Consider the following 25,060-nt stretch of genomic DNA (forward strand, 5'->3'; position numbering starts at 1 on the left):
TTTTTTACGATCCGGTGCTCGCTGGCTGCTCGCTGGCGCTCTTGATCGACGCGAGGGTACGGCGGCGCACGAGACCGCTGACCGGGCGGATCAGGAGCCAGTAGGGCGTGAATTTCAGCCGCGCCGCGCGGCTCGCGCAGGACACCCGCGTCTCGGTGACGAGCCGGGTCCGGCCTTCGGGATCGCACCGCGCCGTGAAGGCCAAGGCGAGCTTGGCGACGTGGGCTGCATCGAACGCGAGGAACGCCGCACCGTCGGCGATGGGCTCCAGGCCGAAATCCGGGCGCCAGAACCGGCCGATCAAGCCGTAGACGATCTCGCTCTCGCTCCGGGCGAGCAGCGTGAAGTCGTGGAATCCGAACGGCGCCCGCTGAGCCTCCGGCTCGCCGAAGAGGCGCATCGGCAGCTCCCGTAGGCCGATCATGAGCCGAAAGAACCGGTCCGAGTCCGGCCGATAGGCGACGACGCTGTCGAGGATCGCGGCGGGTTCGGCAGCCACCAGGCAGGCATGCGTCTCGCTGAACTGGTAGGTCGGCTGGTATCGGTCGAGGAGGCGCATGGCGGGGTTAGGCGGCCGGTCCAATCGGCGCCGTCAGCCAATTTTCCGACCTTACCCCGGGCATGCGGCTGAACTCCCGCATGTTGTTGGTCACAACGATCAGTCCCTCACTGCGAGCGTGAGCGCCGATCTGCATGTCGTGGATACCGCACGGTGTTCCGGCCCGCTCAAGTTCGGCGCGAACCTGCCCATAATGGGCCGCTGCCTTATCGGTGAAGAGCAGCACTTCCAGCCGCGCTACGAAGCGAGTGATATTCGTTAGATTCTCGGCGCGGCGCACCGATTTTTCCGCCCCATAATGCAATTCGCCCAACGTAATGCTAGAAATGCAAAGCTGCTCCGCGAGCGCATTGAATTTTTCACGGATTGCGGCCGGATGCCTCTTTATGACGTAGATGCAGATGTTTGTATCAAGCATGTACGTCAACATCAGAACAACTCGCGCGTCTCTGCTGCTGGCTGCACGCGTTCGTTCATGAAATCTTCGCTCGCGCACGGCTCATTCAAAAAAAAATCGTCCCATCTCTGCCCCTGTGGAACGATCACACGGCTGCGGCCGATCTTCAAGACGTCGACCTGATGCACGTCGGCGGGGAAAGCGACCGCCTTGGGCAGCCGCACCGCTTGGCTACGATTGCTGGAAAACACCGTGGAACTGGCCATGCGCAACCTCCTGGAGATATCTCAATCGAAATATGGGATATCCAGCTGGGATATACGTATGACCAATCACGTGGAGGCACAAGGCCGTTCCGGACGGTAGCAGCCTCCGAATCGGCTCTGTAAGAGGGGCGCCAGAACCACGACATCCGGGATCGACTGACCATGAACGACGCCGTCTACGACCTCACCCTCGAGCGCATCGCCTTGATCCGCCGGATGGTGGTCGCCTGGAACGGCGCCGAGCCCGGGGCGCCGATGATCCACCCGGAGGCGCCCTACGGCAGCCACGACCGGGACGGCGACATCGCCAACGTCACGGGGGACGACGACGGCGCCGAGGAGGAGCACCGGGCGCTGGAGGACGGGATCGCCGTGTTCTCGCAGAACGCCAAGCTTAAGCCCGGTCGCTACCAGTACCACAACCCGCTCGCCAAGCTGGATTGCGCGGCGATCACCGACGTGTTCCGGGATGCCGCCACCGGCGAGACGCCGGAGCACATCACGTTCGCGGTGACGGACGCGCATCTCGCGCTGATCCCGCAGCTCAACCACGTCTGGGACGCAGGGCACGGCGTGCCGCGCATCGACCTGGACCGGCCCTATGGCGGGACCGGGCCGTACACGCTGGCCATGGGGCGGCATATCGGCGGCGCCACCGACGAGCACAGCCTGGCCCGGCTCCACCGCGAGATGCAGCCGGCCTTCCAGATCTTCCTGCGCTACGCCGATCTCGGGCCCGGCCTGTTCCGCCGGAACGCAGCCTCGGTCTGGGAACCCGCCTGAGCGCGGGCCCCCGGGGGACGCTCAGGCGTCCCGCTTCTTGCGCTGCGCCAGGGTGCGCAGCCGCAGGGCGTTGAGCTTGATGAAGCCCGCCGCGTCGCGGTGATCGTAGGCGACGGCGCCCTCCTCGAAGGTCACGAGGTCCTGGTCGTAGAGCGAGTGCGGGCTCTCGCGGCCGATCACGTGGACGCCGCCCTTGTAGAGCTTCAGCCGCACCGTCCCAGTGACCTTCTCCTGGCTCTTGTCGATCAGCGCCTGGATCATCTCGCGCTCGGGCGAGAACCAGAAGCCGTTGTAGATCAGCTCCGCGTATTGCGGCATCAGCTGGTCCTTGAGGTGGGCCGCGCCGCGGTCCAACGTGATCGATTCGATCGCCCGGTGGGCCGGCAGCAGGATCGTGCCGCCCGGCGTCTCGTACATGCCGCGGCTCTTCATGCCGACGAAGCGGTTCTCCACGAGGTCGAGCCGGCCGATGCCGTTGTCGTGGCCGAGCTGGTTGAGCTTGGCCAGCAGGCTCGCGGGCGACAGGGCTTCGCCGTCGATCGAAACTGCGTCGCCCTTCTCGAACCCGATGGTGACGATGGTGGGGGTGTCCGGCGCCTGCTCCGGGGAGATCGTCCGGGAGAAGACGTAGTCGGGCACCTCGACGGCCGGATCCTCCAGCACCTTGCCCTCGGAGGAGGCGTGCAGCAGGTTGGCGTCCACCGAGAACGGGCTCTCGCCGCGCTTGTCCTTGGCGATCGGGATCTGGTGCTGCTCGGCGAAGGCGATCAGTTGCTCGCGGGAGCGCAGGTCCCATTCGCGCCAGGGGGCGATCACGGTGACATCGGGCTTCAGCGCGTAGTAGCCGAGTTCGAACCGGACCTGGTCGTTGCCCTTGCCGGTGGCACCGTGGCAGACCGCGTCGGCTCCGAGCCGCTCGGCGATCTCGATCTGCTTCTTGGCGATCAGCGGCCGCGCGATCGAGGTGCCGAGCAGATACACGCCTTCGTAGACCGCGTTGGCCCGGAACATCGGGAACACGTAATCCCGCACGAACTCCTCGCGCAGGTCCTCGATGAAGATGTTCTCGGGTTTGATGCCGAGCAGCTCCGCCTTGCGGCGGGCCGGCTCCAGTTCCTCTCCCTGGCCGAGATCGGCCGTGAAGGTGATGACTTCGCAGCCGTAGGTGGTCTGCAGCCACTTCAGGATGATGGACGTGTCGAGGCCGCCGGAATAGGCCAGCACCACCTTCTTCACGGGGCTCTTCGCGGGATCGGACATGCTGGTTCCGGAACTGGTGCAGGGTGTCGGCGGCTTATCGCGGGCATCATCGGCCTGCAACCGGCGTGCCGCCTCGCGCGTAGCCTGTTCCGGACGATCGACAGCGTTTCGCCTCATGACGGCCTTGCGGCCGTGTGAGGCACGGCGCGGCGCGGGCATTGCCTGATCCCCGCCGCACGAGAGCATCGGAGAAGCGAAATCTATGGCGCGCCAGCCAACCTTGGAGTTCTGGTACGAATTCGCCTCCTCGTATTCCTATCTGGCGGCGATGCGGATCGAGGCGGCCGCCGCCGATGCGGGCGTGACCGTGCGCTGGCGACCGTTCCTGGTCGGGCCGCTCTTCGCGGCGCAGGGCTGGACGACCTCGCCGTTCAACCTCTACCCGGCCAAGGGCAAGAACATGTGGCGGGACGTGGAGCGCGAGGCCGCCCGACTCGGCTTGCCGCCGCTCACCCGGCCGGCCCAGTTTCCGCAGAACAGCCTTAGCGCGGTGCGGGCGGCGGTCTACGGGCACGACCAGGATTGGCTTGTGCCGTTCTCGAAGGCGGTCTTCACCGCGAGCTTCGCCGAAGGACGCTCCATCGCCGAGCCGTCCGCCGTGGTCGAGATCCTTGATTCGCTCGGTCTCGACGGCACACAGACGGTGCGCGCTGCCGCCGGCGAGGCCAACAAGACCCGGCTCCGGGTCAGCGTCGAGGAGGCGCGGTCTCGCGGCATCTACGGCGCCCCGACCTTCCTGGCCGACGACGGCGAGCTGTTCTGGGGCAACGACCGGCTGGAGCAGGCCCTGGCCTGGGCGGTCGGCGACCGCCCGGCCGGGATCCGGTAGGGCGGCGTTCACCAACCGGCATCATCTGTCGGCGCAAGTTCCTGTTCCGGCCCCACTCCGGCCGAACGATCCCCTCTGTCCCGGACGGATTCCATGGCGCTGTCCCGTCGTCACCTCATCGCCGCCGCGGCCGGCGCGTCCCTGGGCGCCGGGCTCGGGCGTGCGGCCGCGCAATCCTACGGCCAGCGCGTCGCGGTGACGGGCGATGATGGCCGGCCGGTCGCGAACTCGATCCTGCCTGGTGAGATCACCGGGCAGATCCCGGGCCTGCGCGGGGTCACCTATGCGGGACCGCGCGAGGCGCAGACCACGCTGTACGAGTTCTTCGACTTCAACTGCCCGTACTGCCGCAAGGCCGCGGCCGATGTGATGGCGCTGCACGAATCGGATCCGGACCTGCGCATCGGCCTCGTCAACAACCCGATCCTGTCGCCGCAATCCGCACAGGCCGCCAAGGTGATGCTGGCGGTTCAGCGCAAGCTCGGCGCTGCGGCCGCCTGGGGATTCTACCGGACGCTGCTGAGCAAGCCCGGCCGCATCGACGGGCGCGGCGCCCTCACGGCCGCGGCCGCGCTCGGCATCGCGCAGGCGGACATCGAGGAAATCGCCGACAGCGAGGAGGTCCGGCTGGCGCTCAAGAGCCAGATGCGGATGGCGGCCGATCTCGGCCTCTACGCGACGCCCTCGTACGTCCTGGGCAACAGCGGCATCCTCGGTCACCCCGGCGCCAACGCCATGGCGAAGATGATCGCCAGCACCCGGCGGTGCGATCGCCTCGCCTGCTGAGGCCGGCTGCGTCACACTTCCGCCGCCGTGGCGCGCAGAGCCGCGCCGGTCCGTGTTGCGTGCGGCCATGCTGGCATGCTAGGCGGTCGCCGCGCCACAAGGGCTGGTTCTCGACCCTTCCCTCCGCTGGCGCGATCCCACGTCCCGAACGGTATCCGCACCGTGCTCCCGGCCGGAGCGCGCGGATCGGGCGGGCAACAGAGAAGAGAGCGACGGGTGGCGCAGAACGGTTCCGAGGCTGGTCCCCTGGTCGCAGGCGTGGCGGGCCGGTACGCTTCCGCCCTCTTCGAGCTCGCGCGTGACGAGCGCCAGGTCGACGCAGTCGCCGAAGCACTCAATCAATTCGATGCCCTGCTGAAGGAGAGCGCGGACCTGCGCCGCCTCGTCCGCAGCCCGGCCTTCACCCCCAGCGAGCAGGTCGCCGCCATCGGGGCCGTCCTCGATCGCGCCGGGATCGGCGGACTGGCCGGCAACTTCATCCGGCTTGCGGCCTCGAACCGGCGCCTCTTCGCCCTGCCGGGCATGATCCGCGCCTTCCGGTCGCTGGTCCAGGACTCGAAGGGCGTCGTGCGCGCCGAGGTGCGGGTGGCCGAACGGCCGTCCGACGCGCTGATCGAGGAAATCAAGGCGTCCCTTCGCGACATCGCCAAGTCCGATGTGGACGTCGATCTGGTCATCGATCCGAGCCTGATCGGCGGCCTCGTCGTCCGGATGGGCTCGCGCATGATCGACGCGTCCCTGAAGACCAAGCTCAACGGTATCCGCCTCGCGATGCGGGCCGCGCGGTAAGCGCGCCCTCATCCGATCCGAACATGCACTGACGATTTAGCGACAGAGGCCGAGTATGGACATCCGCGCCGCCGAGATCTCCGCGATCCTGAAGGACCAGATCAAGAACTTCGGCGAAGAGGCCGAGGTTTCCGAGGTTGGGCAGGTCCTGTCCGTCGGTGACGGCATCGCCCGTGCCTACGGTCTCGACAACGTCCAGGCCGGTGAAATGGTCGAGTTCGAGTCGGGTGTGCGCGGCATGGCGCTCAACCTCGAGCAGGACAACGTCGGCATCGTGATCTTCGGCTCCGACCGTGAGATCAAGGAAGGCCAGACCGTCAAGCGCACCGGCGCCATCGTGGACGTGCCGGTCGGCAAGGGCCTGCTCGGCCGCGTGGTTGACGGCCTCGGCAACCCGATCGACGGCAAGGGCCCGATCGAGTCGACCGAACGGCGCCGCGTCGACGTGAAGGCGCCGGGCATCATCCCGCGCAAGTCGGTGCACGAGCCGATGGCCACGGGCCTGAAGGCGATCGACGCCCTCATCCCGGTGGGCCGCGGCCAGCGCGAGCTGATCATCGGCGATCGCCAGACCGGCAAGACCGCCATCGCCCTCGACACCATCCTGAACCAGAAGCCCGGCCACGCCGCCGGCGGTGACGAGAAGGCCAAGCTCTTCTGCATCTACGTTGCCATCGGGCAGAAGCGCTCGACGGTCGCCCAGTTCGTGAAGGTGCTCGAGGACCAGGGCGCCCTGGAATACTCGATCGTCATCGCCGCCACCGCCTCGGACGCCGCGCCGATGCAGTTCATCGCGCCGTTCGCCGGCTGCGCCATGGGCGAGTATTTCCGCGACAACGGCATGCACGCCGTGATCGTGTATGACGATCTGTCCAAGCAGGCCGTGGCCTACCGGCAGATGTCGCTGCTGCTGCGCCGTCCGCCGGGCCGCGAGGCGTATCCGGGCGACGTGTTCTACCTCCACAGCCGCCTGCTCGAGCGCGCCGCCAAGATGGGCGACGCCGCCGGCAACGGCTCGCTGACCGCGCTGCCGGTCATCGAGACCCAGGCCAACGACGTCTCGGCCTACATCCCGACCAACGTGATCTCGATCACCGACGGCCAGATCTTCCTCGAGACCGACCTGTTCTACCAGGGCATCCGCCCGGCGGTGAACGTCGGCCTCTCGGTGTCGCGGGTGGGCTCCTCGGCCCAGACCAAGGCGATGAAGAAGGTCGCCGGCAAGATCAAGGGCGAGCTGGCGCAGTACCGCGAGATGGCGGCCTTCGCGCAGTTCGGCTCCGACCTCGACGCCTCGACCCAGCAGCTCCTGAACCGCGGCTCGCGGCTCACCGAGCTCCTGAAGCAGCCGCAGTTCTCGCCGCTGAAGATGGAAGAGCAGGTCGCTGTGATCTACGCCGGCGTGAACGGCTACCTGGACAAGCTGCCGGTGAACAAGATCCGCGCCTTCGAGGACAGCCTGCTCAGCACGCTGCGCACGAAGCACCAGGATCTGCTCGGCGCCATCGCCACCTCGAAGGACCTGTCGGACGAGAGCGCCGGCAAGCTGAAGAGCGTGGTCGAGGGCGTGGCGAAGTCGATCGGCGCCTGATCCGACACGAACCTTGCGACCTCCCCGCCTGCGGTGGGGAGGGCTGGGGTTGGACGCCGGTGCTGACCGCACTTTCGGGCCCTTGACCCGGCACCACCCCCACCTTCGGCTCCTCCCCACATGGGGGAGGAGAGGCCCTGGAACGGATCTGGACGCGGCCCGATGGCGAGTTTGAAGGACCTGCGCAACCGCATCACCTCGGTGAAGGCGACGCAGAAGATCACCAAGGCCATGCAGATGGTCGCCGCCGCCAAGCTGCGCCGGGCGCAGCTGGCCGCCGAGGCCGGCCGTCCCTTCGCGGAGAAGATGGCTCAGGTGCTCGGCAACCTCGCGGGCAACCTCGTCGGCGGCGTGGGCGCCCCGAAGCTGCTCTCCGGCACCGGCGCCGATCAGACCCACCTGCTGGTCGTCTGCACCGGCGACCGCGGCCTGTGCGGGGCGTTCAACTCCTCGATCGTCCGCCTGGCGGTCCGGGAACACATCGTGAAGCTCACCGCCGCCGGCAAGACCGTCAAGATCATGACGGTCGGCAAGAAGGGCAACGACCAGCTGCGGCGCCTGTATCGCGACCAGATCGTCGAGAGCATGGATATCCGCGGCAACCGCCCGGTGGATTACGAGTTCGCCGCCGGGATCGCCAACAAGATCCTGACACGCTTCGAGGCCGGCGAGTTCGACGTCGCGACCCTGTTCTACTCCGAATTCCGGTCGGTGATCTCGCAGATCCCGACCGCGCAGGGGCTTATCCCGGCTGAGCTGCCGGCGGTCGACACCACTGCGAAGGCCGGCATCGGCAATGCCGCGCTGGAATTCGAGCCGTCCGAGGAGGCGATCCTGGAGACGCTTCTGCCGAAGAACCTCACCGTGCAGGTCTATCGGGCACTCCTGGAGAACGCCGCGTCCGAGCAGGGGGCGCGCATGAGCGCCATGGACTCGGCCACCCGCAACGCCGGCGAGATGATCAAGAAGCAGACGCTGATCTACAACCGCACGCGTCAGGCCATGATCACCAAAGAACTCATCGAGATCATCTCGGGCGCGGAAGCTCTCTGAGGCACCGCGACCTGAACGCACAGCTTGAAGGGTAGGTTTACAATGGCGAACACCGCAATCCCCGGCGCCGGCTCCAACAAGACCGGCAAGATCATCCAGGTCATCGGCCCCGTGGTCGACGTGCAGTTCAGCGACGGCCACCTGCCGGAGATCCTGAACGCCCTGGAGACCAAGAACAACGGCGCCCGGCTCGTCCTCGAGGTCGCCCAGCAGCTCGGCGAGAGCACCGTCCGCTGCGTCGCCATGGACACGTCCGAGGGCCTCACCCGCGGCCAGGAGTGCACGGATACCGGCGAGCCGATCAAGGTGCCGGTGGGTATGAACACGCTGGGCCGGATCATGAACGTCATCGGCGAGCCGATCGACGAGGCCGGCCCGGTGGTGTGTGACACCTACCGCGCCATCCACCAGCCGGCCCCGTCCTACGCCGACCAGTCGACCGAGGCGCAGATCCTCGTGACCGGCATCAAGGTCGTCGACCTGCTCGCCCCTTACGCGAAGGGCGGAAAGATCGGCCTGTTCGGCGGCGCCGGCGTCGGTAAGACTGTGCTGATCATGGAACTGATCAACAACATCGCCAAAGTGCACTCGGGTTATTCGGTGTTTGCCGGCGTCGGCGAGCGCACCCGTGAGGGCAACGACCTTTACCACGAGATGATCGAGTCCAAGGTGAACCTGGACCCGAAGGAGAATGGCGGCTCTGCCGCTGGCTCGAAGTGCGCCCTGGTCTACGGCCAGATGAACGAGTCGCCCGGCGCCCGCTCGCGCGTCGCGCTCACCGGCCTGACCATCGCGGAGCAGTTCCGCGACGAGGGCCAGGACGTGCTGTTCTTCGTGGACAACATCTTCCGCTTCACGCAGGCCGGTTCCGAGGTGTCGGCGCTTCTGGGCCGCATCCCGTCGGCCGTGGGCTATCAGCCGACGCTCGCCACGGACATGGGCGCGCTGCAGGAGCGCATCACCACCACCAACAAGGGTTCGATCACCTCGGTTCAGGCGATCTACGTGCCGGCCGACGATCTGACCGACCCGGCGCCCGCCGCCTCGTTCGCGCACCTTGACGCCACCACGGTGCTCTCGCGCTCGATCGCCGAGAAGGGCATCTACCCGGCCGTGGATCCGCTCGACTCGACCTCGCGCATGCTGTCGCCGGCCATCCTCGGCGAGGAGCACTACGACGTCGCCCGCCGGGTGCAGCAGACCCTGCAGCGCTACAAGGCCCTCCAGGACATCATCGCGATCCTGGGCATGGACGAGCTGTCCGAGGAGGATAAGCTCACCGTCGCCCGCGCCCGCAAGATCGAGCGCTTCTTCTCGCAGCCCTTCTCGGTGGCCGAGGTGTTCACCGGTTCGCCGGGCGTGCAGGTGCAGCTGGAAGACACCATCAAGGGCTTCAAGGGCCTGGTGAACGGCGACTACGACGACCTGCCGGAGGCCGCCTTCTACATGGTCGGCACGATCGAGCAGGCCCAGGAGAAGGCCAAGAAGCTGAAGGCCGCGTAAGGCCCCCATCCCCTCCCCCTCGTGGGGAGGGGCCGGGGTGGGATGGCCGTGGCGAGGCTCGCCGGTGCCGTCCGAACCACCCCACCTCCACCTTCGCCACACGATGGGGCGAAGAGCGTGTTGCGGTTCCGGGATCGTCCTGAGATGGCCACCTTCCACTTCGATTTCGTCGGCCCCGAGCGGACGCTGTATTCCGGCGAGGTGACGGCCGTTCAGCTGCCCGGCACCGAGGGCGAGATGACCGTGATGCCGGGCCACGCCCCGGTCCTGACCTCCCTGCGGGTCGGCGTCATCGTGATCACCGAGAGCCAGGGCAGCGGCAAGCGAATCTACGTCCGCGGCGGCTTCGCCGATATCGGCCCGACCGCTGTGACGGTGCTCGCCGAGCGCGCCGCGCCGATCGAGGAGCTGACCCACGACTCCCTCGACCGGGATATCGAGGCGGCCGAGTTGCAGCGCGACGCCACCGAGGATCTCCAGAAGCGCGAGGAGCTGAACGGCCAGATCGTCCAGCTCCAGGAGACCAAGGCGCTCCTCAAGCTCTGAGAGAGGGCGCGCGGGCGCTCGCCAGCGCGCGTTCCAGCAGTTCGGCCCGCGCCGCAGCATCTGTCGGGCAGCCGCGCTCCAGCCAGAGCGCCCGGGCCGCGGCCAATCCGCGGCCGATGGCCGGACCGGCCGAGAGGCCCGCCACCACGAGATCCGCCCCCGCGAGCGGGAAGTGCGGCGCACCACCCGCCTCGCTCATCGCGTCCAGCGCTTGCCGCGCCTGATCCGTCAGGACGGGCCGAGGCTCGCCCGCCAAGATCGTCAGCGTTTCCCGCAGGAGCGGCAGCCCATGCTCGGCCACGAGCGCCCGAGCCGTGAGCGGATCGATGTCGGCGCGACCGTGAAGGTCCGCCAGCGCGTCTGCATAGCCGCTGAGCAATGCGTGCTCCTGCTTCGACAGGCGCAGCCGGTCGCGCAGCCGGTCCGCATCGTGCCGCCCGCTGACCGAGAGCGCCGCCAGGCGCATCGCCGGCGAGAGCGCTGCGGCAACCGCCCGATTCAGGCGCCCGAGCTCGGCGGCACCGCCGGTAATCCGTTGCAGCAGCCCGGTGGCGCTCAGGATCGCGACCATTTGGGTGCCGCCGCGGGCAGCCAACAGCTTCAGCAACTCGGCCCGGACGCGCTCGCGGGACAGCCGGTCCAGGGCGTCCCGGGCGGCGACGCAGGCGGCGAGCGCCGCATCATCGGGCGGGCCGGCGCCGAACCGGGCGTGGAAGCGGAAGAAGCGCAGGATCCGTAGGGCATCCTCGCGGATCCGGGTCCCGGGATCGCCGATGAAGCGTACCCGCCCGGCCTCCAGGTCGGCGAGACCGCCGACGGTATCGTGCAGGCGCCCGTCGGCTCCCAGTGAGAGCGCGTTGACGGTGAAGTCGCGCCGCTCGGCATCCCGGGCGAAATCGGCGCCGAACCGCACCACCGCATGGCGGCCATCGGTCTCGACATCCTCGCGCAGGGTCGTCACCTCGATGGGGCCGTCCTCGGTGACCAGGGTGATCGTGCCGTGCTCGATCCCGGTGGGTACGGCCTTGAGGCCTTGCGCCTTCCGGGCGGCGTCCATCACGGCGTCTGGCAGCAGCGTGGTCGCGAGGTCGATGTCGGCGGACGGGCTGCCCAGCAGCGCGTCGCGCACGCAACCGCCGACCAAACGCGTCTCGGCGTGCGGCACATCGAGGGCCGCGAGTGCCCGCCGCACGCCCGGCTGGCCCAGCAGGGCCGCGAGCGCACCGTGGTCGAGGGCGGCCTGGCTCACTTGAAGCCGCCCGGCACGAGGCGGCCGTTCTCCATATGGGTCGGCACGTAGCCGCCGGCCCTACGCTCCGAGAACAGGCCCTCGTAGACCAGCGTCCCGATGACGATGGCGAGGCCGGCGAGCACCAGGCGGACGAGGTGCGGGTCCCAGTGCACCCGGTGCAGCGGATTGCGGCCCACGAGCACCAGATAGACCATGAACAGCACGAACGGGATGAGGAAGAGGCCGAACTCTTCGATGAGGCGGCGCAGCATGATGGTCGGTAGCCTTATCCCGCAGGGTGGGGGCCGGTTTCCGGGTAGAGGCGCTCCCGGAGGTTGTTCAGGATCCCGGCGGTGACGCCCCAGATCAGCCGGTCCTCGAAGGTCAGGGCATAGTACCGGCGGGTGCGTCCCTGCCAGACCCGCGCCTGCAGAACGTACCGCTCCCGGTTCATCAGCACCGGCAACGGCACCTCGAACACGTCCGCGACCTCGGTGGGGTTCGGCGTGAAGGCGGCGTCGGACGGAACCACGCCGATCACCGGCGTGACGAGGAACCCGGTGCCCGACAGGTAGGGGTCGAGATAGCCGAGCAGGCGGACTGATTCGGGCGCGAGCCCGATCTCCTCGTGGGCCTCCCGCAGGGCGGCGTCCGCGGGTCCGGGATCGGCCGGGTCGATCTTGCCGCCGGGCAGCGCGACCTGCCCAGAATGGTCACGCAGGTTGGCCGCCCGCTGGGTCAGGACCAGCCTCAGGCCGTCCCTCCGGAACACCACCGGCACCAGCACTGCGGCCCGCCGGTGCGGCGGCGGCGGGATCACCGCGCTCCCGTCCGGGTCGAGACTATGGTCTCCCCGGGGATTCGAGGTCGGATCGTCCGGGCCCGGTGGGTCCGGGGATAGGTGGGACGCGGCGCGGGCGAGGAATTCGGCGAGCGGGTCGCTCACGCGGCCTCGGCCGGGGCGATCCTGTGGAAGGTGCCGCCGGCCCAGAGGCCGAGCCACGGCTGCCCGTCGATCACGCGCTCCTCGGCGAGGTCCACCAGATCGTAGGTGAGCGCGCGGGTCACCAGGGCCGAAAGTCCGCGCCGGACATGAAGATAGGGCTTCAGAGCCCCATCCGGGTCCTGCTCGAAGCGCAGGGCATGCTCGGAGTCGACGCTCACGAGATCGTCGACATTGGTCCGGAACGAGATCCGCCGGTCCTGCCCGATACCGTCCACCGCCATCTCGACGGCTACGAAGGCGGCGTCGTCGACGGTGATGCCGACGCTCTCCACGGGGGTGACCAGCACCGTCCGCCCATCCGGCTCGCGCCGCAGGATGGAGGCGAACAGCTTCACCATCTTCTCCCGGCGGATCGGCGAGCCGTTGTGATGCCAGGTGCCGTCCGCGGCGATGCGGATATCGATGGGGCCGCAATAGGGCGGGTTCCATGTCTCGACCGGCGGTAGCCCACGCTTAGGCAGGTCGCCCAAGGCGGCGCCGAGGCGGCTCAAGGTCGGGTCGGGGGCGGGTTCCTCACTCATGCCCGTTACAGATAGCGCCTTGGGGGCCTGGCAACCACGGTTGCTTTTCCGCCTTTCGCCGCCGTCCGTCGCCTTCGTCGTTCGGGCGAGCGCCAGGACCCATTGGGCCGAGGGCTGTTGACTCCTCGTCCGCGTCCCGACGCCTGCCGGAGCGCGGGCTTCAGGATCAGGTGGCGAATGGGAAATCCGGCTTCAATCAATTCCGCGTCTGCGTTGTGTTGGCCCTTCCACGCATTCAGGCCGGCCCGGCCCCCTGCGTGTTCACATAGACCGCATACAGCGACTGGCTCGCCGTCATGAACAGGCGATTCCGCTTCGGGCCGCCGAAGGTGAGGTTGCCGCAGGCCTCCGGCAGGCGGATGCGGCCGATCAGTTGGCCCTGCGGCGACCACACGGTGACGCCGTTGTAGCCGACCGCCCGGCCCGCGTTGCTCGCGACCCAGAGGTTGCCGTCGACATCGGCCCGCATGCCGTCCGGTCCGCACTTCACGCCGTCCACGACGCAATCGGAGAACAGCCGCTGGTTCGACAGCTTGGGGCCGTCCCCGACATCGAAGGCGTAGATCTCGCCCTTGCCGCCGGCTCCGGTATCGCCGGGGCCCTTCCCGGTGGAGGACAGGTAGAGTGTCTTGCGGTCTGGCGAGAAGCAAAGTCCGTTCGGATTCGGCACCTGCGCGTCCGTCAGGACCTGGTCGATCCGGCCGGTCGGGTCGATGCGGTAGAGTGCGTTGGGGAGTGCGCGTTTGCCCACGGCGATCCCGGCCGGCTGGCCGAGCCGCGGATTGATCCGGCCCTGCGGGTTCGAGGGGCCGCCCGCCTCGTCCGGCATCCCCTCGTACAGGAGACCGCCATAGGGCGGATCCGTGAACCAGTACGATCCGTCGGCGTGCTGCTCGACGTCGTTGGGTGAATTGAACGGCTTGCCGTCGAAGCGGTCGGCCAGGATCGTGGCCGAGCCGTCGAGCTCATAGCGTACCACCCGCCGGGTGACGTGCTCGCAGGAGATCTGGCGGCCCTGGCGATCGAAGGTGTTGCCGTTCGAGTTGTTGCTGCGGCTGCGGAAGACGCCCACATGCCCGTCCTCCTCGAGCCAACGCATCTGGCGGTCGTTCGGGATGTCGCTCCAGATCAGGAAGCGGCCGAGGCTGTTCCAGGCCGGCCCCTCCGCCCAGAGTGCGCCGGTCCAGAGGCGGCGGATGGCGCTGTTTGGGACCACGTAGGGGCCGAAGGCCGGATCGACCGTGATGACGTCGGGATCGTTGAAATAGGTGGTCGGGGCTGCACTGGGACGAAAGTCGCGGGGCGGGTTGGTCACGGTGCTGGGCGGCTCCGGCTGGCCGAGAGCCGCCGTGGTCGAGGCCAGGGCCGCGCCAGCACCGACGAGCATCGCGCGACGGGACGGCAGCGCGAGTCCAGTTCCGGCCGCGTCATTCTGCGGTTGTGACATGGCAATCATCCCCGTATGCCGACCGATCGTCGATCTAACTCTTGCCGATCTCGGCAGTATGACTGGGACCGTGGTTCGATCAACCGGGCTTGCGTCGCAGGATCTTCCAAACGCCGTCCGCTGTCGCCACGAGGCGCGTGCCCTGGCGAACCTCTCCGCGCATGAACACCAGGGAGCCGGTGCGTTTCACCACCCCGGGATGCACGGTGAGCCAGTCGCCGAGGCGGCCGACATCGACGAACTTCATCTCGAGCTGGATCGTGACGCAGTTGGCGCCGTCGGCGGCCCGCATCGCTGTCTCGCCCAGGGCGCGGTCGGCAAAGCTCATCAGCATGCCGCCATGGACCACGCCGATCAGGTTGGCGTGCTTCTGCTCCGCACGGAACGCGTAGGCGCCGTCCGCGGCGCGGATATGGAGGGGGCCGACGTGGGCGATGAAGCCCGCATCCTCCACCAACGCCCAGCCCTCGGATGCAGGATCGATGGGTGTCGGGTCAATCGCCATCGGGTCTCGTCCATCTCGTCGTTGACGGGCATCGGGCTTGCCGAAGCTCACGTGCCGCGGGGCTTGGCGCGCCGGGTCGGCGCCTCGGCCAGCGGGTCTTCCGGCCAGGGATGGCGCAGGTAGCGCCCGCGCATCTCAGCGCGCACCGCCGCCCAGGAACCGCGCCAGAAGCCCGGCAGATCCCGGGTGATCTGAATCGGGCGATGTGCCGGCGACAACAGGTGCAGCACGAGGGGCCGGCCGCCCGCGGTGGGATGGCGGTCCAGGCCGAACAATTCCTGCACCCGGACCGCCAGCACAGGCTCGGCCTCGGTGTAGTCGATCGGGATGCGCGAGCCGGTCGGCACCTCGACATGGGTCGGCGCCTCCGAATCCAGGCGGCTGCGAAGTTGCCAGGGCAGCAGGCCCTGGAGGGCGCCGCCGAGGTCGTCCGGGGTGATCGCCGCGAGGGAATTGCGTCCGACGAGCGCCGGCGCCAGCCAAGCTGCGGCACTCGCCCCGAGGGCGGCGTCGGAGAGATCCGGCCACGTCGTATCGCCCTCGGCGGCATGTAGGAACTGCACCCGGGCCCGCCATTGCGACAGGGCCGGCGTCCAGGGCAGGCGGTCGAGTCCGAGGCCGACAAGGCCGCGGGCGAGAATCTCGGCGGACGCGATCTCGGCCGGGACAGTCAGCGGCCGCTCGCCGAGGCTGACCGCACCCAGGCGCCGGACCGCTCTGGCGCGCAGAGCGGCGGCCTGCGGATCGAAGGTGACCTCGGTGCGCGCCTCGATCCGGTCGGCGAACAGCCGCTCGATCGCGTCGGCACCGATGGCCGCCGCCGCCAGGATGCGGGCGTTGCCGGCGGCGCCGGCCAAGTCGGCGATGACCACGAAGGTCTCCCGGGCGAGCGGACTCGCCGGGTCGAGTCGGCCGGCGCGGCCGCTGGCCATCACGAACTCGCCCTCCCGTCCCCGGGCGCGGGCGACCCGGTCCGGATAGGCCAGGGCGAGCAGCAGGCCGGCGGTGCTATAAGCGTCCGTCTGCGGCCCGCCCGCGATCCGAGCCCAGTTCTGGGCCAGGCGGCGCATATCCGCGGCCCGGGCGCCGCGGTCCCTGCGGAAGCGCTCGACCCGCTCGTCGAGGTCGATGCCGTCGCCGCCCAGCCCACGCTCGACCAGAACCGCCGCGAGATCCGCGGCGGCGCGGGCGTGGCCGGTTCCGGCCGCCACCGTCACCATCCGGGCGAGCCGGGGCGGCAGCGGCAGGGCGCGCAATCGCGTGCCGACCTCGGTCAGGCGACCGTCGGCGTCGAGCGCCCCGAGGGCGGCCAGCATGGTGCGGGCCTCCGTGAGCGCCGGGGCGGGCGGCGGATCCAGGAAGGCAAGCGTGCCCGGGTCGGTCACGCCCCAGGCGGCACAGTCGAGCAGCATTCCGGCGAGGTCCGCGGACAGGATCTCCGGACGGGTGAACGGTTCCAGCGCATTGGTGCCGGCCTCCGACCACAGCCGCCAGCACAGACCCGGCTCGGTCCGCCCGGCCCGCCCCCGGCGCTGGTCCACCGAGGCCCGCGACGCCCGGGCGGTGACCAGCCGGGTCAGGCCGAGCCCCGGCTCGTAGACCGGCACGCGGGCCAAGCCGGAATCGACCACGATCCGGACGCCCTCGATGGTCAGCGAGGTCTCGGCGATGCTGGTGGCCAGCACGACCTTCCGGGTACCGGCCGGCGCCGGCGCGACGGCGCGGTCCTGCTCGGCCGGGGTGAGCGCTCCGTAGAGCGGGGCGAGCTGGACTTCCGGCCCGACCTTGTCGGCCAGGAGGTCGTGGGTGCGGCGGATCTCGGCTTGTCCCGGCAGGAACACCAGCACCGAACCCGGGTCGGCCCGGAGCGCGCGCAGCGTGACCTCGGCCACCGAATCCTCGATCCGCCGGTTCGGGTCGCGCTCGGCGTACCGGGTCTCCATCGGGAAAGCCCGGCCCTCGGACGCGACCACGGGGGCGTCGCCGAGCAGCCGCGCGACGCGGGCGCCATCCAGGGTCGCGGACATGACCAGGATCCGCAGATCCTCACGCAAACCGCCCTGCGCGTCGCACGCGAAGGCCAAGCCCAGATCGGCGTCGAGGGACCGCTCGTGGAACTCGTCGAACAGCACCGCGCCGATGCCCGCGAGTTCCGGGTCTTCGAGGATCATGCGGGTGAACACGCCCTCGGTCACGACCTCGATCCGGGTCCGCGCCGAAATCTTCGAACCGAGCCGCACCCGCAGGCCGACCCGTTCGCCGACCGGCTCGCCCAGGGTCTGCGCCATCCGGGCGGCGGCGGCTCGGGCCGCCAGGCGGCGCGGCTCCAGGAGGATGATCTTGCGTCCCTCAAGCCAGGGGGCGTCGAGCAGGTCGAGGGGGACGCGCGTGGTCTTGCCGGCGCCGGGGGGCGCCACCAGGACGGCGGCATTCCGGGCGGATAGCACCCGACGCAGTTCGGGGAGTGCGGCCTCGATCGGCAGCGCGGAGGTTGGACCGGCCATCGCCTCCGCTGATGGCCCGGTCCGGCGCGGGGCGCAACCGCCCGGCGCTCACACGTGACGCCGAGGCGCGATCGACACCGATCGGCCGCCCCCTGCCCTGGCCGGCGCCGCAGGCAGGGGTGAACGTACGCGCAACGATCCGGGAGTGAAACGATGCGCATCCGCCCCGCCGCCCGCGCCCTGGCGCTCGCGGCCCTGTTCCCCACCCTCTCGATCGCGGCCGAGGAGCGCCTGCCGACCATTCCGCCGCAGGCTTATACGCCTGAGCAGAGGCAGGCCGCCGAGGCGTTCGAGCAGGCCCGCGGCAAGCCGCCGTTCGGCCCTTTCCAGCCGCTGATGCACTCGCCCGAGGTGATGACCTTCGCCCGCGCGATGGGCGACTACCTGCGCTTCAAACCGAAGATCGGCACGACGCTGTCGGAACTGGTGATCCTGCTCACGGCCCGGCGCTGGACGCAGGATTACGAGTGGTATGTCCACGCACCCATCGCCGAGAAGGCCGGCATCGCCCCGGAGATCGTCGCGGCGATCCGCGATGGGCGCCGGCCGGCCCGGATGAGCGAGGACGAGACGATCGTGTACGACTTCACGACCGAACTGCAGGATACCCGGCGCGTCTCGGATGCGACCTACGCCCAGGCCGAGGCTCGGTTCGGGAACCCTGGTATTGTCGATCTGGCCGCCATCTCGGGTTACTACACCTTGCTCGCCATGGATCTGAACACGGCGCGCTACCCGATTCCCCAGGACGGCGAGCGCCTCCCGCGCCTTCCGGAATGAACAGGGTTCTCCACAGCGCCCGGGCATCCTGATCCCCGTTATCCACAGGGTTTGCCCAGGCTCATGACCGTGCTCCTCTTGGCGTTGACGAAGCGTTAACCCTTATGAATTGTTCTCTCTTCGTTCCAGGGCGTGACGAAGGAGCCCCGATGCTGTCCCAGGCGCTTGCCGCACAGAAGGACCATGCCTGCCCGGTCGACGCGATCAGCCGCGCCTATCTCGGCTTTGCCGGCGGCGATGCCGGCATCGCGCTCCGCTGCGCCATCGCCGACGCCCTGTCCGACCTGATGGATGCCGAGCGCCGGACGCGCGAGCGCAGCCGCCTGATCTCGCGCGGCTACGTCCGAGAGGCGCCGATGATCACCGCGGAGGCTGAAAGCTGAACGTTGGCTGCAGCCGGACTTCAGCGCCGATGCAGCGACGCCGAGGCATTCTGTCCTCCGTGATCGGGATCGCCCCGGTGATCCCGCGCTTCATTCGGAGTCAGATCATGAAACGGATCGCTGTGCTTTCGGCCGCCGCGCTGATCGGCGCGGGGACCCTCGCATCCACGGCCGCCGAGGCGCGCGGCGGTGGTGCCGTCGTGGCCGGGATCATCGGTGGCTTGGCGGCCGGCGCCCTGATCGGTGCGGCTGCCCAGGCCGCGCCGGGGTACGGCCACGCGTACGGCATCCAGGAGGAGGGCTACGGGCCGATCCCCGTGGTGGTCCGGCCGCGCCCGATCTACCGCGCCTACGACGCCGTCGAGCCGGTCTACGCCACGCGGCGCGTTGTCACCTACGAGCGCGTCCCGGTGGGCTACGGTCACCGCCGCTGGCGAGACGAGGCGGATTGCGACGACGAAGGCGGCTACGGTCGGTACGACCGCGGCTGGTGAGGATGGGACGGTGCGACGATCCCGGCGGGCGACCCTGACGGTGATGTCGGGATCGTTTCGTGTGCAATGGCATCGGAATGGTCTCGTCCCGCTCGGTCGGCCGTCTACGATGGCGCTTGGTCCGGAAACGCGACGCAGGGCACTACTGCGCCGCGGTCGCGTACCCGATCGCGGGCGGGTCGGGTACGATCACCGACTCAATCCGGACTGATCCAAACGGCATCGGCGATTCCATGCTTGTCCATGAAGGCGAGACGCGCACCCGCGATGCCGACCTGACCCTGTCCTGGTCCCTGGCGGCTGTGGCCGGCGCCCTGAACACGGCGGGCTTCTACGCGGTCGGATTCTACGCCTCGAACATGACCGGCAACGTTTCGGCGATCTCGGACCGAGCCGGGACCGGCGACCTGATCCTCGCCGCCCAGGCGCTTCTCCTCGTCGTGCTCTTCGTGCTGGGCGCCGCGACCTCGACCCTGCTGATTCGCCGGCGCCGGCGCCACGCCCCCTCCGGGGCTTACGCCTACGGCATCCGGGCCGAAGCCCTCCTGCTTGCGGCGATCGGTCTGATCGCACTCCCACTGGCCGAGCCGGCGCGGGGCGAGGCTCTGGTGTTCGGCCTCAGCTTCGTCCTGGGCCTGCAGAACGCCGTGGTGACGAAGATCACGGATGCCCGGGTGCGGACCACACACGTCACGGGAATGATCACCGATATCGGGATCGAACTCGCGCGCTGGCTGGACCGCAGGGCCGGCGACCCGTTGGCGAAACGCCATGACCCCGACAAGCTGCGGCTCCACCTGATGACGGTTGGCGCGTTCCTCGGCGGGGGCCTCCTGGGCGTGGTCGCGTACCGCGCGATCGGCGTCGGGCTGCTGTTCGCCGCCGCCGCGATCCTGGCGCTCCTGGCGGCCCCCGCGATCGGCCCGCGCCGTTCGGCACCGGCCGAGTGAGCGCGTTGTCGCACGGCCCTCAGGCGGTGATGTCGAGCAGTTGGCCGCTCATGCGGTCGGCGGTGCGCGCCACCGCGGCGTTCAGCGCGAAGGATGTCCGCGACCCGATCAGATCCGCGACGGTGCTCGACAGATCGACCTGCGCGGCGGGCGGCAGCGCGGCATCCCCGGCCGGCACCCCGATTTCCGCGATGCGCTGCGCGGCATTCCCGAGGCGGTCGGTGGCCCGGGTCATGCCGGCGGTCGCGGTCTGAAGCGCGTCGATCATCGTGGGCTCTCCTCCCGCGGAGCATCGCACGAACTCGAGAGACAAGGGTTTCGCGGATCGATCAAATGCAAGGTATGGCGCCGATCTCATCCGCGCGGATTCAGCGGTCGATCGGCCGATACCGATTCGTGTGGGGGCGTCCGACCTGAGCCGGACCGGCGTGTCACCATCCGCAATTGGGCATGGGCGGCTGCGGCTTGGCCAAGGCGGCCTTCTCGATCGCAACCACCGGTCCCCAGGCGTATTTCTGCGCGTGCGGCGTGACGTTGGCGAACAGGCAGCCGAGCTGGAAGTGGCTGGCGCCCATTTCGCCCGAGAAGCCCATGCAGTCCAGGAAGGTCCAGGTTTTCGGGGCCGGGATCATCGAGCGCCAGCGCGGCATCGCTACGGGCGCGCAGACCTTCACCGCCCCGGTGCCGTCATCGGCGTTCAGGGCGCTCTCGGGCGTCTGCCCCCGGGCCGGCACGGAGGTCAGGCTCGCCGCGAGCAGGACGGACAGGATGGCGCGGCGTGATCCGGGCCGGGTCGACAGGAATGCGTTCATCGGTCAGTGCATCGTCCGCCAGAGGGTCGCGAGGATCGCGAAGCCGATCACATTGTACAGGATCGCCCAGATCCAGACGCCCAACACGGCCCCGCTCGGTTGCCGGGGCCGCTGGCGACCGAGGCGCAGGCGATCCCGATCCTCGGGCGTCGGCCAGATCGCGCTCTTGGGCGCTCTCAGCAGCCGAGTCAGGGCGTCGGGCAGATCGGTGCCGGGCGGTCGTTCGCCGTTCATGACGGCCTCGGATGCGGGCGATGGGACAAGCCGGCGGGTGCGGCCGGGGCTCGACCTTCTAGAGGCAGCCGGCCTGCGCCGGCAATGCGCCCGGTCGCGCCGCCTACAATACGGTCCCGGGCGCCTCAGGATAATACTGGTATGCCCAGGTCTCTGAGAGAAGGCGGTCCCCACTCTTGAGTTGCAGCCGCATCTCGATCGGCTGCGGCCCTTCGGCGTAGACCTTCAGGAAGACCCGCCAGGGGCTTGGCTTGCCGTAGGGCGCCCAGGTCGCCCCGACCTCCTCGGCGCTGCCCCGGGACAGCGTCAGGGCCACCTGCGCCTTCTCCGGGTCGAGACCGGCCAGGGCCGCACCCTCGAACTCCAGGACGAACTGGCGCACGAGGTTCGCCCGGCCCGGCCGCCGGTCCGCGTCGGACAGCCAGGACGCCTTGGTCGCCCGGGTCGCGACGCAGCGGGCGAGATCGGTGGCGACCGGCTCGGTCACCGGCCAGTGCAGGCGATAGGCAAAGCTGCGCTCGGCACCCGCGGCGGGTGGGTCGGCCGGGACCCACATGGCGCCGATATTGTCGTCGGTCTCCTGGTGCGTCGGAATCTCGATCAGCTGCACGCTGCCCTTTCCCCAATCGCCCTGCGGCTCGACCCAGATGTGGGGGCGGTTCTCCTCGAAGCCGTCGTCGATGTAGGTGTCGAACGCCCGGTCGCGCTGGAGCAGCCCGAAGCCCTTCGGCGACGCATCCGCGAAGGCGCTGACGCTGAGGCGCGGCGGGTTGTTGAGCGGGCGCCAAATCATCTCGCCGGCGCCGGTCTGCATCAGCAGGCCATCGGAATCGTGCACCTCGGGCCGCCAGTCGCTGGCGAGGAACCGGCTCATCCCCTCCGAATACCAGAGCATCGAGGTCAGGGGCGCAACGCCGAACCGCTCGACCGCCTTGCGGATATACAGAGTGCAGGCGACGTCGATCACCACGTGCGGCTCCTTCCGGGCGGTGAACCGGTAGGCCCCGGTCAGGCTCTGACCTTCGAGAAGCGCCAGCACCGAAACCGCCCCGTCCGCGGCGGGGGAGACGTAGAAGCGCGTGAAGACCGGGAATTCTTCCGTTTTCCCCGGCCCCGCTGCCGTATCGATGGCGATGCCCCGAGCGGAGGCTCCGTACTGCGCGCCGTCACCGGCGGCGCGGAAATAGGAGGCGCCGAGGAATGCCAGCCAGTCGCCGTCGTCACCGGGCCGGCCTGCCGCGACCTTCTGGAAGCGAACGCCGGCAAAGCCCGAGCCGTCGGGCAGGTCCTTGCCGGGATTGCCGGGCGGGTAGGCGAAGAGATCGCGGGAATACAGCACTTCCCGGGCTTGGCCGCCTTCCAGCGCAAAGATCTTCACCGGGTGACGGAAGAAGTTGCCGAGGTGGAAGAAGGTGACCGGGTACGGGCTCTCCGGGAACAGTGCGTGCGCTGGCGGGTAGCGGATCTCCTGAAGCGGTCCGTAGGTCAGCGCGTCGAGGGTCGGCGACGGGGGGGTCTCGGGGGGCAGCATGTAGGGACGATCGCGCAGCGTGCGCGCCAGATCCTTCAGGCGTTCGAAATCCATCGGCTCCGGCGGCGCCAGGCGCGGACCGCCTGGTGCGGCCTCGGCGGATCGCGCCAGCGGCGAGAGGGCCAGCAGGCCTACGGCGGTCAGGGCGCGTCGCGTGATCAAGCTGAAACCTCCGGGAATCGCCCCTCCGACGACCCGCCGCGTCCTCTAGTCACGCTGGAATGAGCGCGCCATTGACGGCTCAGCCGGCTGAGGTTCAGCTTCGCGGGCCGCAGGCGTTGGTCGGACCGTTGGTCTCCCACAGCGCCGCGCCGCCACCGGGAGCGCACTGGCCCGGCAGGGCCAGCGTGATCAGCTTGGACAGCGTGCGGTCCTCGTCCTCCCCGTAGCCGATCTCGCCGACCATGCGGCCGGTCTTGTCGAACAGGCCGACTGTGGCGGAATGCTCCATCGTGTAGTCGCCGCCCGGGACCGGGACGCGCTTGTAGGCGACGTGGTAGGCGTCGGCCATGCGGGCGACCTGGTCGGGCGTGCCGACGAAACCGCGAATCCTGGGATCGAACGCGGTGAGATAATCCCGCAGGCTGTCGGGCGTGTCCCGCTCCGGGTCGAGGGTGACGAAAACCACGTTCAGCCGGTCTGCGTCACGCCCCATGCGGCCGAGCGCACCGGACAGGGTGGACAGCGTCGTGGGGCAGACCTCCGGGCAATGGGTGAAGCCGAAGAACAGGGCCGAGGGCTTGCCGCGCAGGTCCGCCTGGCTCACCGGGCGCCCGTCGAGATCCGCCATCGCGAAGGCGCCACCGACGCGGCGCGGATGGCTGAACTGCGATCCCTGTTGCAGGACGATCGCCCCCGTTCCCGTGGCGACCAGGGTGACGATGGCGGCGGAGGCGATGAGGGCGACGGGATTCGGTGCCATGCTCGAACCTGCGACGGGTGCGTCGATCGTTGCAATATGGGGTACGCCAGGCCGTGCGCGAAGCCGCTGCGGCGAGGGGGACGCCACAGCGGACCGGGAACCTGCCTCGGGAACCCCGGTTTGCGATACAGGAGCGGCCGACGCATCCGACGCCCGAGCCGCTGAGGCCGCAGCGTGAGAATCGTTGCCGTCGCAATGACTTGAGCGGGTCCCTCGATGCCGGCCTGCTCGGGCACCTGGCAGGGGAGCCGCCCGACATGGCCCAGCAGATCCCGGTCGATCCCAAAGCCCGCGCCGATGATCCGGCCCGTGATGCCGAGCGGGACGATTTCACCCACGCCGTCACGGGCGACGTGGCATATCGGCGGCTCGTGCTGGTCAACACCGTGTTCGTCGGCGCCCCCGGGTCTGGCGACCGCGGTTGGGTGCTGGTGGATGCGGGCGTGATGGGCGCGAAGGGCTCGATCAAGGCCGCCGCGGAAGCACGGTTCGGTGCGGGCGCACGGCCTGCCGCGATCGTGCTGACACACGGCCATTTCGACCATGTCGGCGTGCTGGAGGATCTCGCCGCGGAGTGGGACGTCCCGATCTTCGCGCATGCGCTGGAGCGCCCGTATCTCGACGGCAGCGCCTCCTACCCCACCCCGGATCCGGGCGTCGGCGGCGGATTGTTGGGCCGCCTGTCGCCGCTGTTCCCGACGCGGCCGGTCGACGTGTCCGATCGGTTGCAGGATCTGCCGGCTGACGGGTCCGTTCCACCGATGGCTGGCTGGCGCTGGATCCACACGCCCGGCCACGCGCCGGGTCACGTCTCGTTCTGGCGGGAGGCCGACCGCACCCTGATCGTCGGCGATGCCTTCGTCACCACGGCGCAGGAATCGGCCTATGCGGTGGCGATGCAGGAGCCGGAGCTGCATGGGCCGCCCATGTACCTGACCCTCGACTGGAAAGCTGCGCGCCACTCCGTCCGGGCGCTCGCCGCCCTCGAACCCGAGCGGGTCATCACGGGTCACGGCCGTCCTTTGCAGGGAGCCGAGATGCGGCGGGCGCTCCACGCCCTGGCCGACACGTTCGACAATGTCGCCGTTCCCAAGAACGGGCGCTACGTGGACGAGCCGGCCCGAGCCGCTGACGGTTCGGCCTACGCTCCGCCGGACTGATCGCCCGAACGCGCGAGAACAGCGACGTCGCGGACCCGGATGCTTAAGGATGTTGCCCCGCGTGCTCGTATTCGCGATGGGCGAAGCCGATATGGTCGGAGTGGCCGGACTTGAACCGACGACCCCCTGTCCCCCAGGCTGATCCGGGGCGTTGATCTGAAAAGAGAATTTTGCAAATGGCCCGGCTGAGGCCGGTTGCAAACTCAACGGCTTAGGCC

Annotated in this window: 29 protein-coding genes; 13 read left to right on the plus strand and 16 right to left on the minus strand. The window is 69.3% G+C overall.

The genetic code is table 11. From position 1 onward, the window contains the following. Window positions 1-4: 4 nt before the first annotated feature. From FV233_RS10865 to vapB, 3 genes are read right to left on the minus strand one after another with little or no spacing between them, the layout of a single operon-like run. Complete coding sequence (locus FV233_RS10865) at window positions 5-559, minus strand: hypothetical protein (RefSeq protein ID WP_147897492.1); 555 nt, start codon at window positions 557-559, stop codon at window positions 5-7. A 7-nt stretch (window positions 560-566) separates the two neighbouring features. Next, window positions 567-989, minus strand: coding sequence for a tRNA(fMet)-specific endonuclease VapC (gene vapC, locus FV233_RS10870; RefSeq protein WP_147897493.1), 423 nt, complete (start codon window positions 987-989; stop codon window positions 567-569). Further along, window positions 989-1,222, minus strand: a complete 234-nt coding sequence (vapB, locus tag FV233_RS10875) for a type II toxin-antitoxin system VapB family antitoxin (RefSeq protein WP_147854048.1) — start codon at window positions 1,220-1,222, stop codon at window positions 989-991. The genes vapC and vapB overlap by 1 nt, the downstream gene beginning before the upstream one ends. A 162-nt stretch (window positions 1,223-1,384) precedes the next feature. Between vapB and FV233_RS10880 the strand changes: the two genes are divergently transcribed. After that, window positions 1,385-2,005: a hypothetical protein gene (locus FV233_RS10880; RefSeq protein WP_147897494.1), complete on the plus strand. Its 621-nt coding sequence runs from the start codon at window positions 1,385-1,387 to the stop codon at window positions 2,003-2,005. Between the two features lie 21 nt (window positions 2,006-2,026). On the opposite strand, the gene FV233_RS10885 is transcribed toward FV233_RS10880, so the two are convergent. Then, window positions 2,027-3,265, minus strand: a complete 1,239-nt coding sequence (locus tag FV233_RS10885) for an argininosuccinate synthase (RefSeq protein WP_147897495.1) — start codon at window positions 3,263-3,265, stop codon at window positions 2,027-2,029. Between the two features lie 202 nt (window positions 3,266-3,467). Here FV233_RS10885 and FV233_RS10890 point away from each other — a divergent pair, with 202 nt between their 5' ends. The 7 genes from FV233_RS10890 (at window position 3,468) to FV233_RS10920 (ending at window position 10,362) form a co-directional block, all read left to right on the plus strand. Next, window positions 3,468-4,094, plus strand: a complete 627-nt coding sequence (locus FV233_RS10890) for a 2-hydroxychromene-2-carboxylate isomerase (RefSeq protein WP_147897496.1) — start codon at window positions 3,468-3,470, stop codon at window positions 4,092-4,094. A gap of 93 nt (window positions 4,095-4,187) precedes the next feature. Next, window positions 4,188-4,880 carry a DsbA family protein gene (locus FV233_RS10895; RefSeq protein ID WP_147897497.1) on the plus strand — a complete coding sequence of 231 codons (693 nt, stop codon included), beginning with the start codon at window positions 4,188-4,190 and terminating at the stop codon, window positions 4,878-4,880. Between the two features lie 216 nt (window positions 4,881-5,096). Next, window positions 5,097-5,669, plus strand: a complete 573-nt coding sequence (locus FV233_RS10900) for a F0F1 ATP synthase subunit delta (RefSeq protein ID WP_147854043.1) — start codon at window positions 5,097-5,099, stop codon at window positions 5,667-5,669. A 55-nt stretch (window positions 5,670-5,724) separates the two neighbouring features. Next, window positions 5,725-7,260 carry a F0F1 ATP synthase subunit alpha gene (gene atpA, locus FV233_RS10905; RefSeq protein ID WP_147854042.1) on the plus strand — a complete coding sequence of 512 codons (1,536 nt, stop codon included), beginning with the start codon at window positions 5,725-5,727 and terminating at the stop codon, window positions 7,258-7,260. 162 nt (window positions 7,261-7,422) lie between these two features. Continuing rightward, window positions 7,423-8,313, plus strand: a complete 891-nt coding sequence (locus tag FV233_RS10910) for a F0F1 ATP synthase subunit gamma (RefSeq protein WP_147897498.1) — start codon at window positions 7,423-7,425, stop codon at window positions 8,311-8,313. 42 nt (window positions 8,314-8,355) lie between these two features. Next, on the plus strand, window positions 8,356-9,816 hold the full coding sequence (gene atpD / locus FV233_RS10915) for a F0F1 ATP synthase subunit beta (RefSeq protein WP_147897499.1): 1,461 nt from the start codon (window positions 8,356-8,358) through the stop codon (window positions 9,814-9,816). A gap of 144 nt (window positions 9,817-9,960) precedes the next feature. Beyond that, window positions 9,961-10,362: a F0F1 ATP synthase subunit epsilon gene (locus FV233_RS10920; protein ID WP_147854039.1), complete on the plus strand. Its 402-nt coding sequence runs from the start codon at window positions 9,961-9,963 to the stop codon at window positions 10,360-10,362. On the opposite strand, the gene FV233_RS10925 is transcribed toward FV233_RS10920, so the two are convergent. The 7 genes from FV233_RS10925 to hrpB all read right to left on the minus strand — a co-directional run bounded on the left by FV233_RS10925 (window position 10,352) and on the right by hrpB (window position 17,576). Beyond that, window positions 10,352-11,611 (minus strand): CCA tRNA nucleotidyltransferase, encoded by a 1,260-nt coding sequence (locus FV233_RS10925; RefSeq protein ID WP_147897500.1) that lies wholly within the window; start codon window positions 11,609-11,611, stop codon window positions 10,352-10,354. The genes FV233_RS10920 and FV233_RS10925 overlap by 11 nt on opposite strands. Then, window positions 11,608-11,865 carry a DUF6111 family protein gene (locus FV233_RS10930; RefSeq protein WP_147897501.1) on the minus strand — a complete coding sequence of 86 codons (258 nt, stop codon included), beginning with the start codon at window positions 11,863-11,865 and terminating at the stop codon, window positions 11,608-11,610. Before FV233_RS10930 ends, FV233_RS10925 begins: the two co-directional genes overlap by 4 nt. A 14-nt stretch (window positions 11,866-11,879) precedes the next feature. Beyond that, window positions 11,880-12,539 carry a CoA pyrophosphatase gene (locus FV233_RS10935; protein ID WP_147897502.1) on the minus strand — a complete coding sequence of 220 codons (660 nt, stop codon included), beginning with the start codon at window positions 12,537-12,539 and terminating at the stop codon, window positions 11,880-11,882. Further along, the gene (locus FV233_RS10940; protein ID WP_147897503.1) at window positions 12,536-13,120 is read right to left on the minus strand and encodes a DUF1285 domain-containing protein; all 585 of its coding nucleotides are present in this window, start codon (window positions 13,118-13,120) and stop codon (window positions 12,536-12,538) included. The genes FV233_RS10935 and FV233_RS10940 overlap by 4 nt, the downstream gene beginning before the upstream one ends. 235 nt (window positions 13,121-13,355) lie before the next feature. Next, a complete protein-coding gene (locus FV233_RS10945) occupies window positions 13,356-14,507 on the minus strand; it encodes an SMP-30/gluconolactonase/LRE family protein (protein ID WP_238260330.1) in 1,152 nt (383 codons plus the stop codon). A gap of 139 nt (window positions 14,508-14,646) precedes the next feature. Continuing rightward, a complete protein-coding gene (locus tag FV233_RS10950; RefSeq protein WP_147854033.1) occupies window positions 14,647-15,072 on the minus strand; it encodes a PaaI family thioesterase in 426 nt (141 codons plus the stop codon). 47 nt (window positions 15,073-15,119) lie between these two features. Continuing rightward, a complete protein-coding gene (gene hrpB / locus FV233_RS10955) occupies window positions 15,120-17,576 on the minus strand; it encodes an ATP-dependent helicase HrpB (protein WP_147897505.1) in 2,457 nt (818 codons plus the stop codon). A gap of 153 nt (window positions 17,577-17,729) precedes the next feature. Between hrpB and FV233_RS10960 the strand changes: the two genes are divergently transcribed. The 4 genes from FV233_RS10960 (at window position 17,730) to FV233_RS10975 (ending at window position 20,183) form a co-directional block, all read left to right on the plus strand. After that, on the plus strand, window positions 17,730-18,356 hold the full coding sequence (locus FV233_RS10960) for a carboxymuconolactone decarboxylase family protein (RefSeq protein WP_147897506.1): 627 nt from the start codon (window positions 17,730-17,732) through the stop codon (window positions 18,354-18,356). A 149-nt stretch (window positions 18,357-18,505) separates the two neighbouring features. Beyond that, the gene (locus FV233_RS10965; protein WP_147854958.1) at window positions 18,506-18,739 is read left to right on the plus strand and encodes a hypothetical protein; all 234 of its coding nucleotides are present in this window, start codon (window positions 18,506-18,508) and stop codon (window positions 18,737-18,739) included. 107 nt (window positions 18,740-18,846) lie between these two features. Beyond that, window positions 18,847-19,233, plus strand: coding sequence for a hypothetical protein (locus tag FV233_RS10970; RefSeq protein WP_238260306.1), 387 nt, complete (start codon window positions 18,847-18,849; stop codon window positions 19,231-19,233). Window positions 19,234-19,466: 233 nt separating this feature from the next. Continuing rightward, on the plus strand, window positions 19,467-20,183 hold the full coding sequence (locus tag FV233_RS10975; protein ID WP_147897507.1) for a YoaK family protein: 717 nt from the start codon (window positions 19,467-19,469) through the stop codon (window positions 20,181-20,183). Window positions 20,184-20,202: 19 nt separating this feature from the next. Here FV233_RS10975 and FV233_RS10980 read toward each other — a convergent pair whose 3' ends face one another. The 5 genes from FV233_RS10980 to FV233_RS11000 all read right to left on the minus strand — a co-directional run bounded on the left by FV233_RS10980 (window position 20,203) and on the right by FV233_RS11000 (window position 23,682). After that, window positions 20,203-20,451, minus strand: a complete 249-nt coding sequence (locus FV233_RS10980; RefSeq protein WP_147897508.1) for a flagellar protein — start codon at window positions 20,449-20,451, stop codon at window positions 20,203-20,205. 163 nt (window positions 20,452-20,614) lie between these two features. After that, window positions 20,615-20,995: a hypothetical protein gene (locus FV233_RS10985; protein WP_147897509.1), complete on the minus strand. Its 381-nt coding sequence runs from the start codon at window positions 20,993-20,995 to the stop codon at window positions 20,615-20,617. A gap of 3 nt (window positions 20,996-20,998) precedes the next feature. Then, window positions 20,999-21,229 (minus strand): hypothetical protein, encoded by a 231-nt coding sequence (locus tag FV233_RS10990; RefSeq protein WP_147854962.1) that lies wholly within the window; start codon window positions 21,227-21,229, stop codon window positions 20,999-21,001. 103 nt (window positions 21,230-21,332) lie between these two features. After that, entirely contained in the window at window positions 21,333-22,922 is a 1,590-nt protein-coding gene (locus tag FV233_RS10995) for a glucan biosynthesis protein (protein ID WP_147897510.1), read from the minus strand. Window positions 22,923-23,016: 94 nt separating this feature from the next. After that, window positions 23,017-23,682 (minus strand): SCO family protein, encoded by a 666-nt coding sequence (locus FV233_RS11000; RefSeq protein ID WP_147897511.1) that lies wholly within the window; start codon window positions 23,680-23,682, stop codon window positions 23,017-23,019. Between the two features lie 257 nt (window positions 23,683-23,939). Between FV233_RS11000 and FV233_RS11005 the strand changes: the two genes are divergently transcribed. Continuing rightward, complete coding sequence (locus FV233_RS11005; RefSeq protein ID WP_147897512.1) at window positions 23,940-24,842, plus strand: MBL fold metallo-hydrolase; 903 nt, start codon at window positions 23,940-23,942, stop codon at window positions 24,840-24,842. Window positions 24,843-25,060: the final 218 nt, after the last annotated feature.

The sequence above is a fragment of the Methylobacterium sp. WL7 genome (assembly GCF_008040085.1).
GTDB lineage: Bacteria > Pseudomonadota > Alphaproteobacteria > Rhizobiales > Beijerinckiaceae > Methylobacterium > Methylobacterium mesophilicum.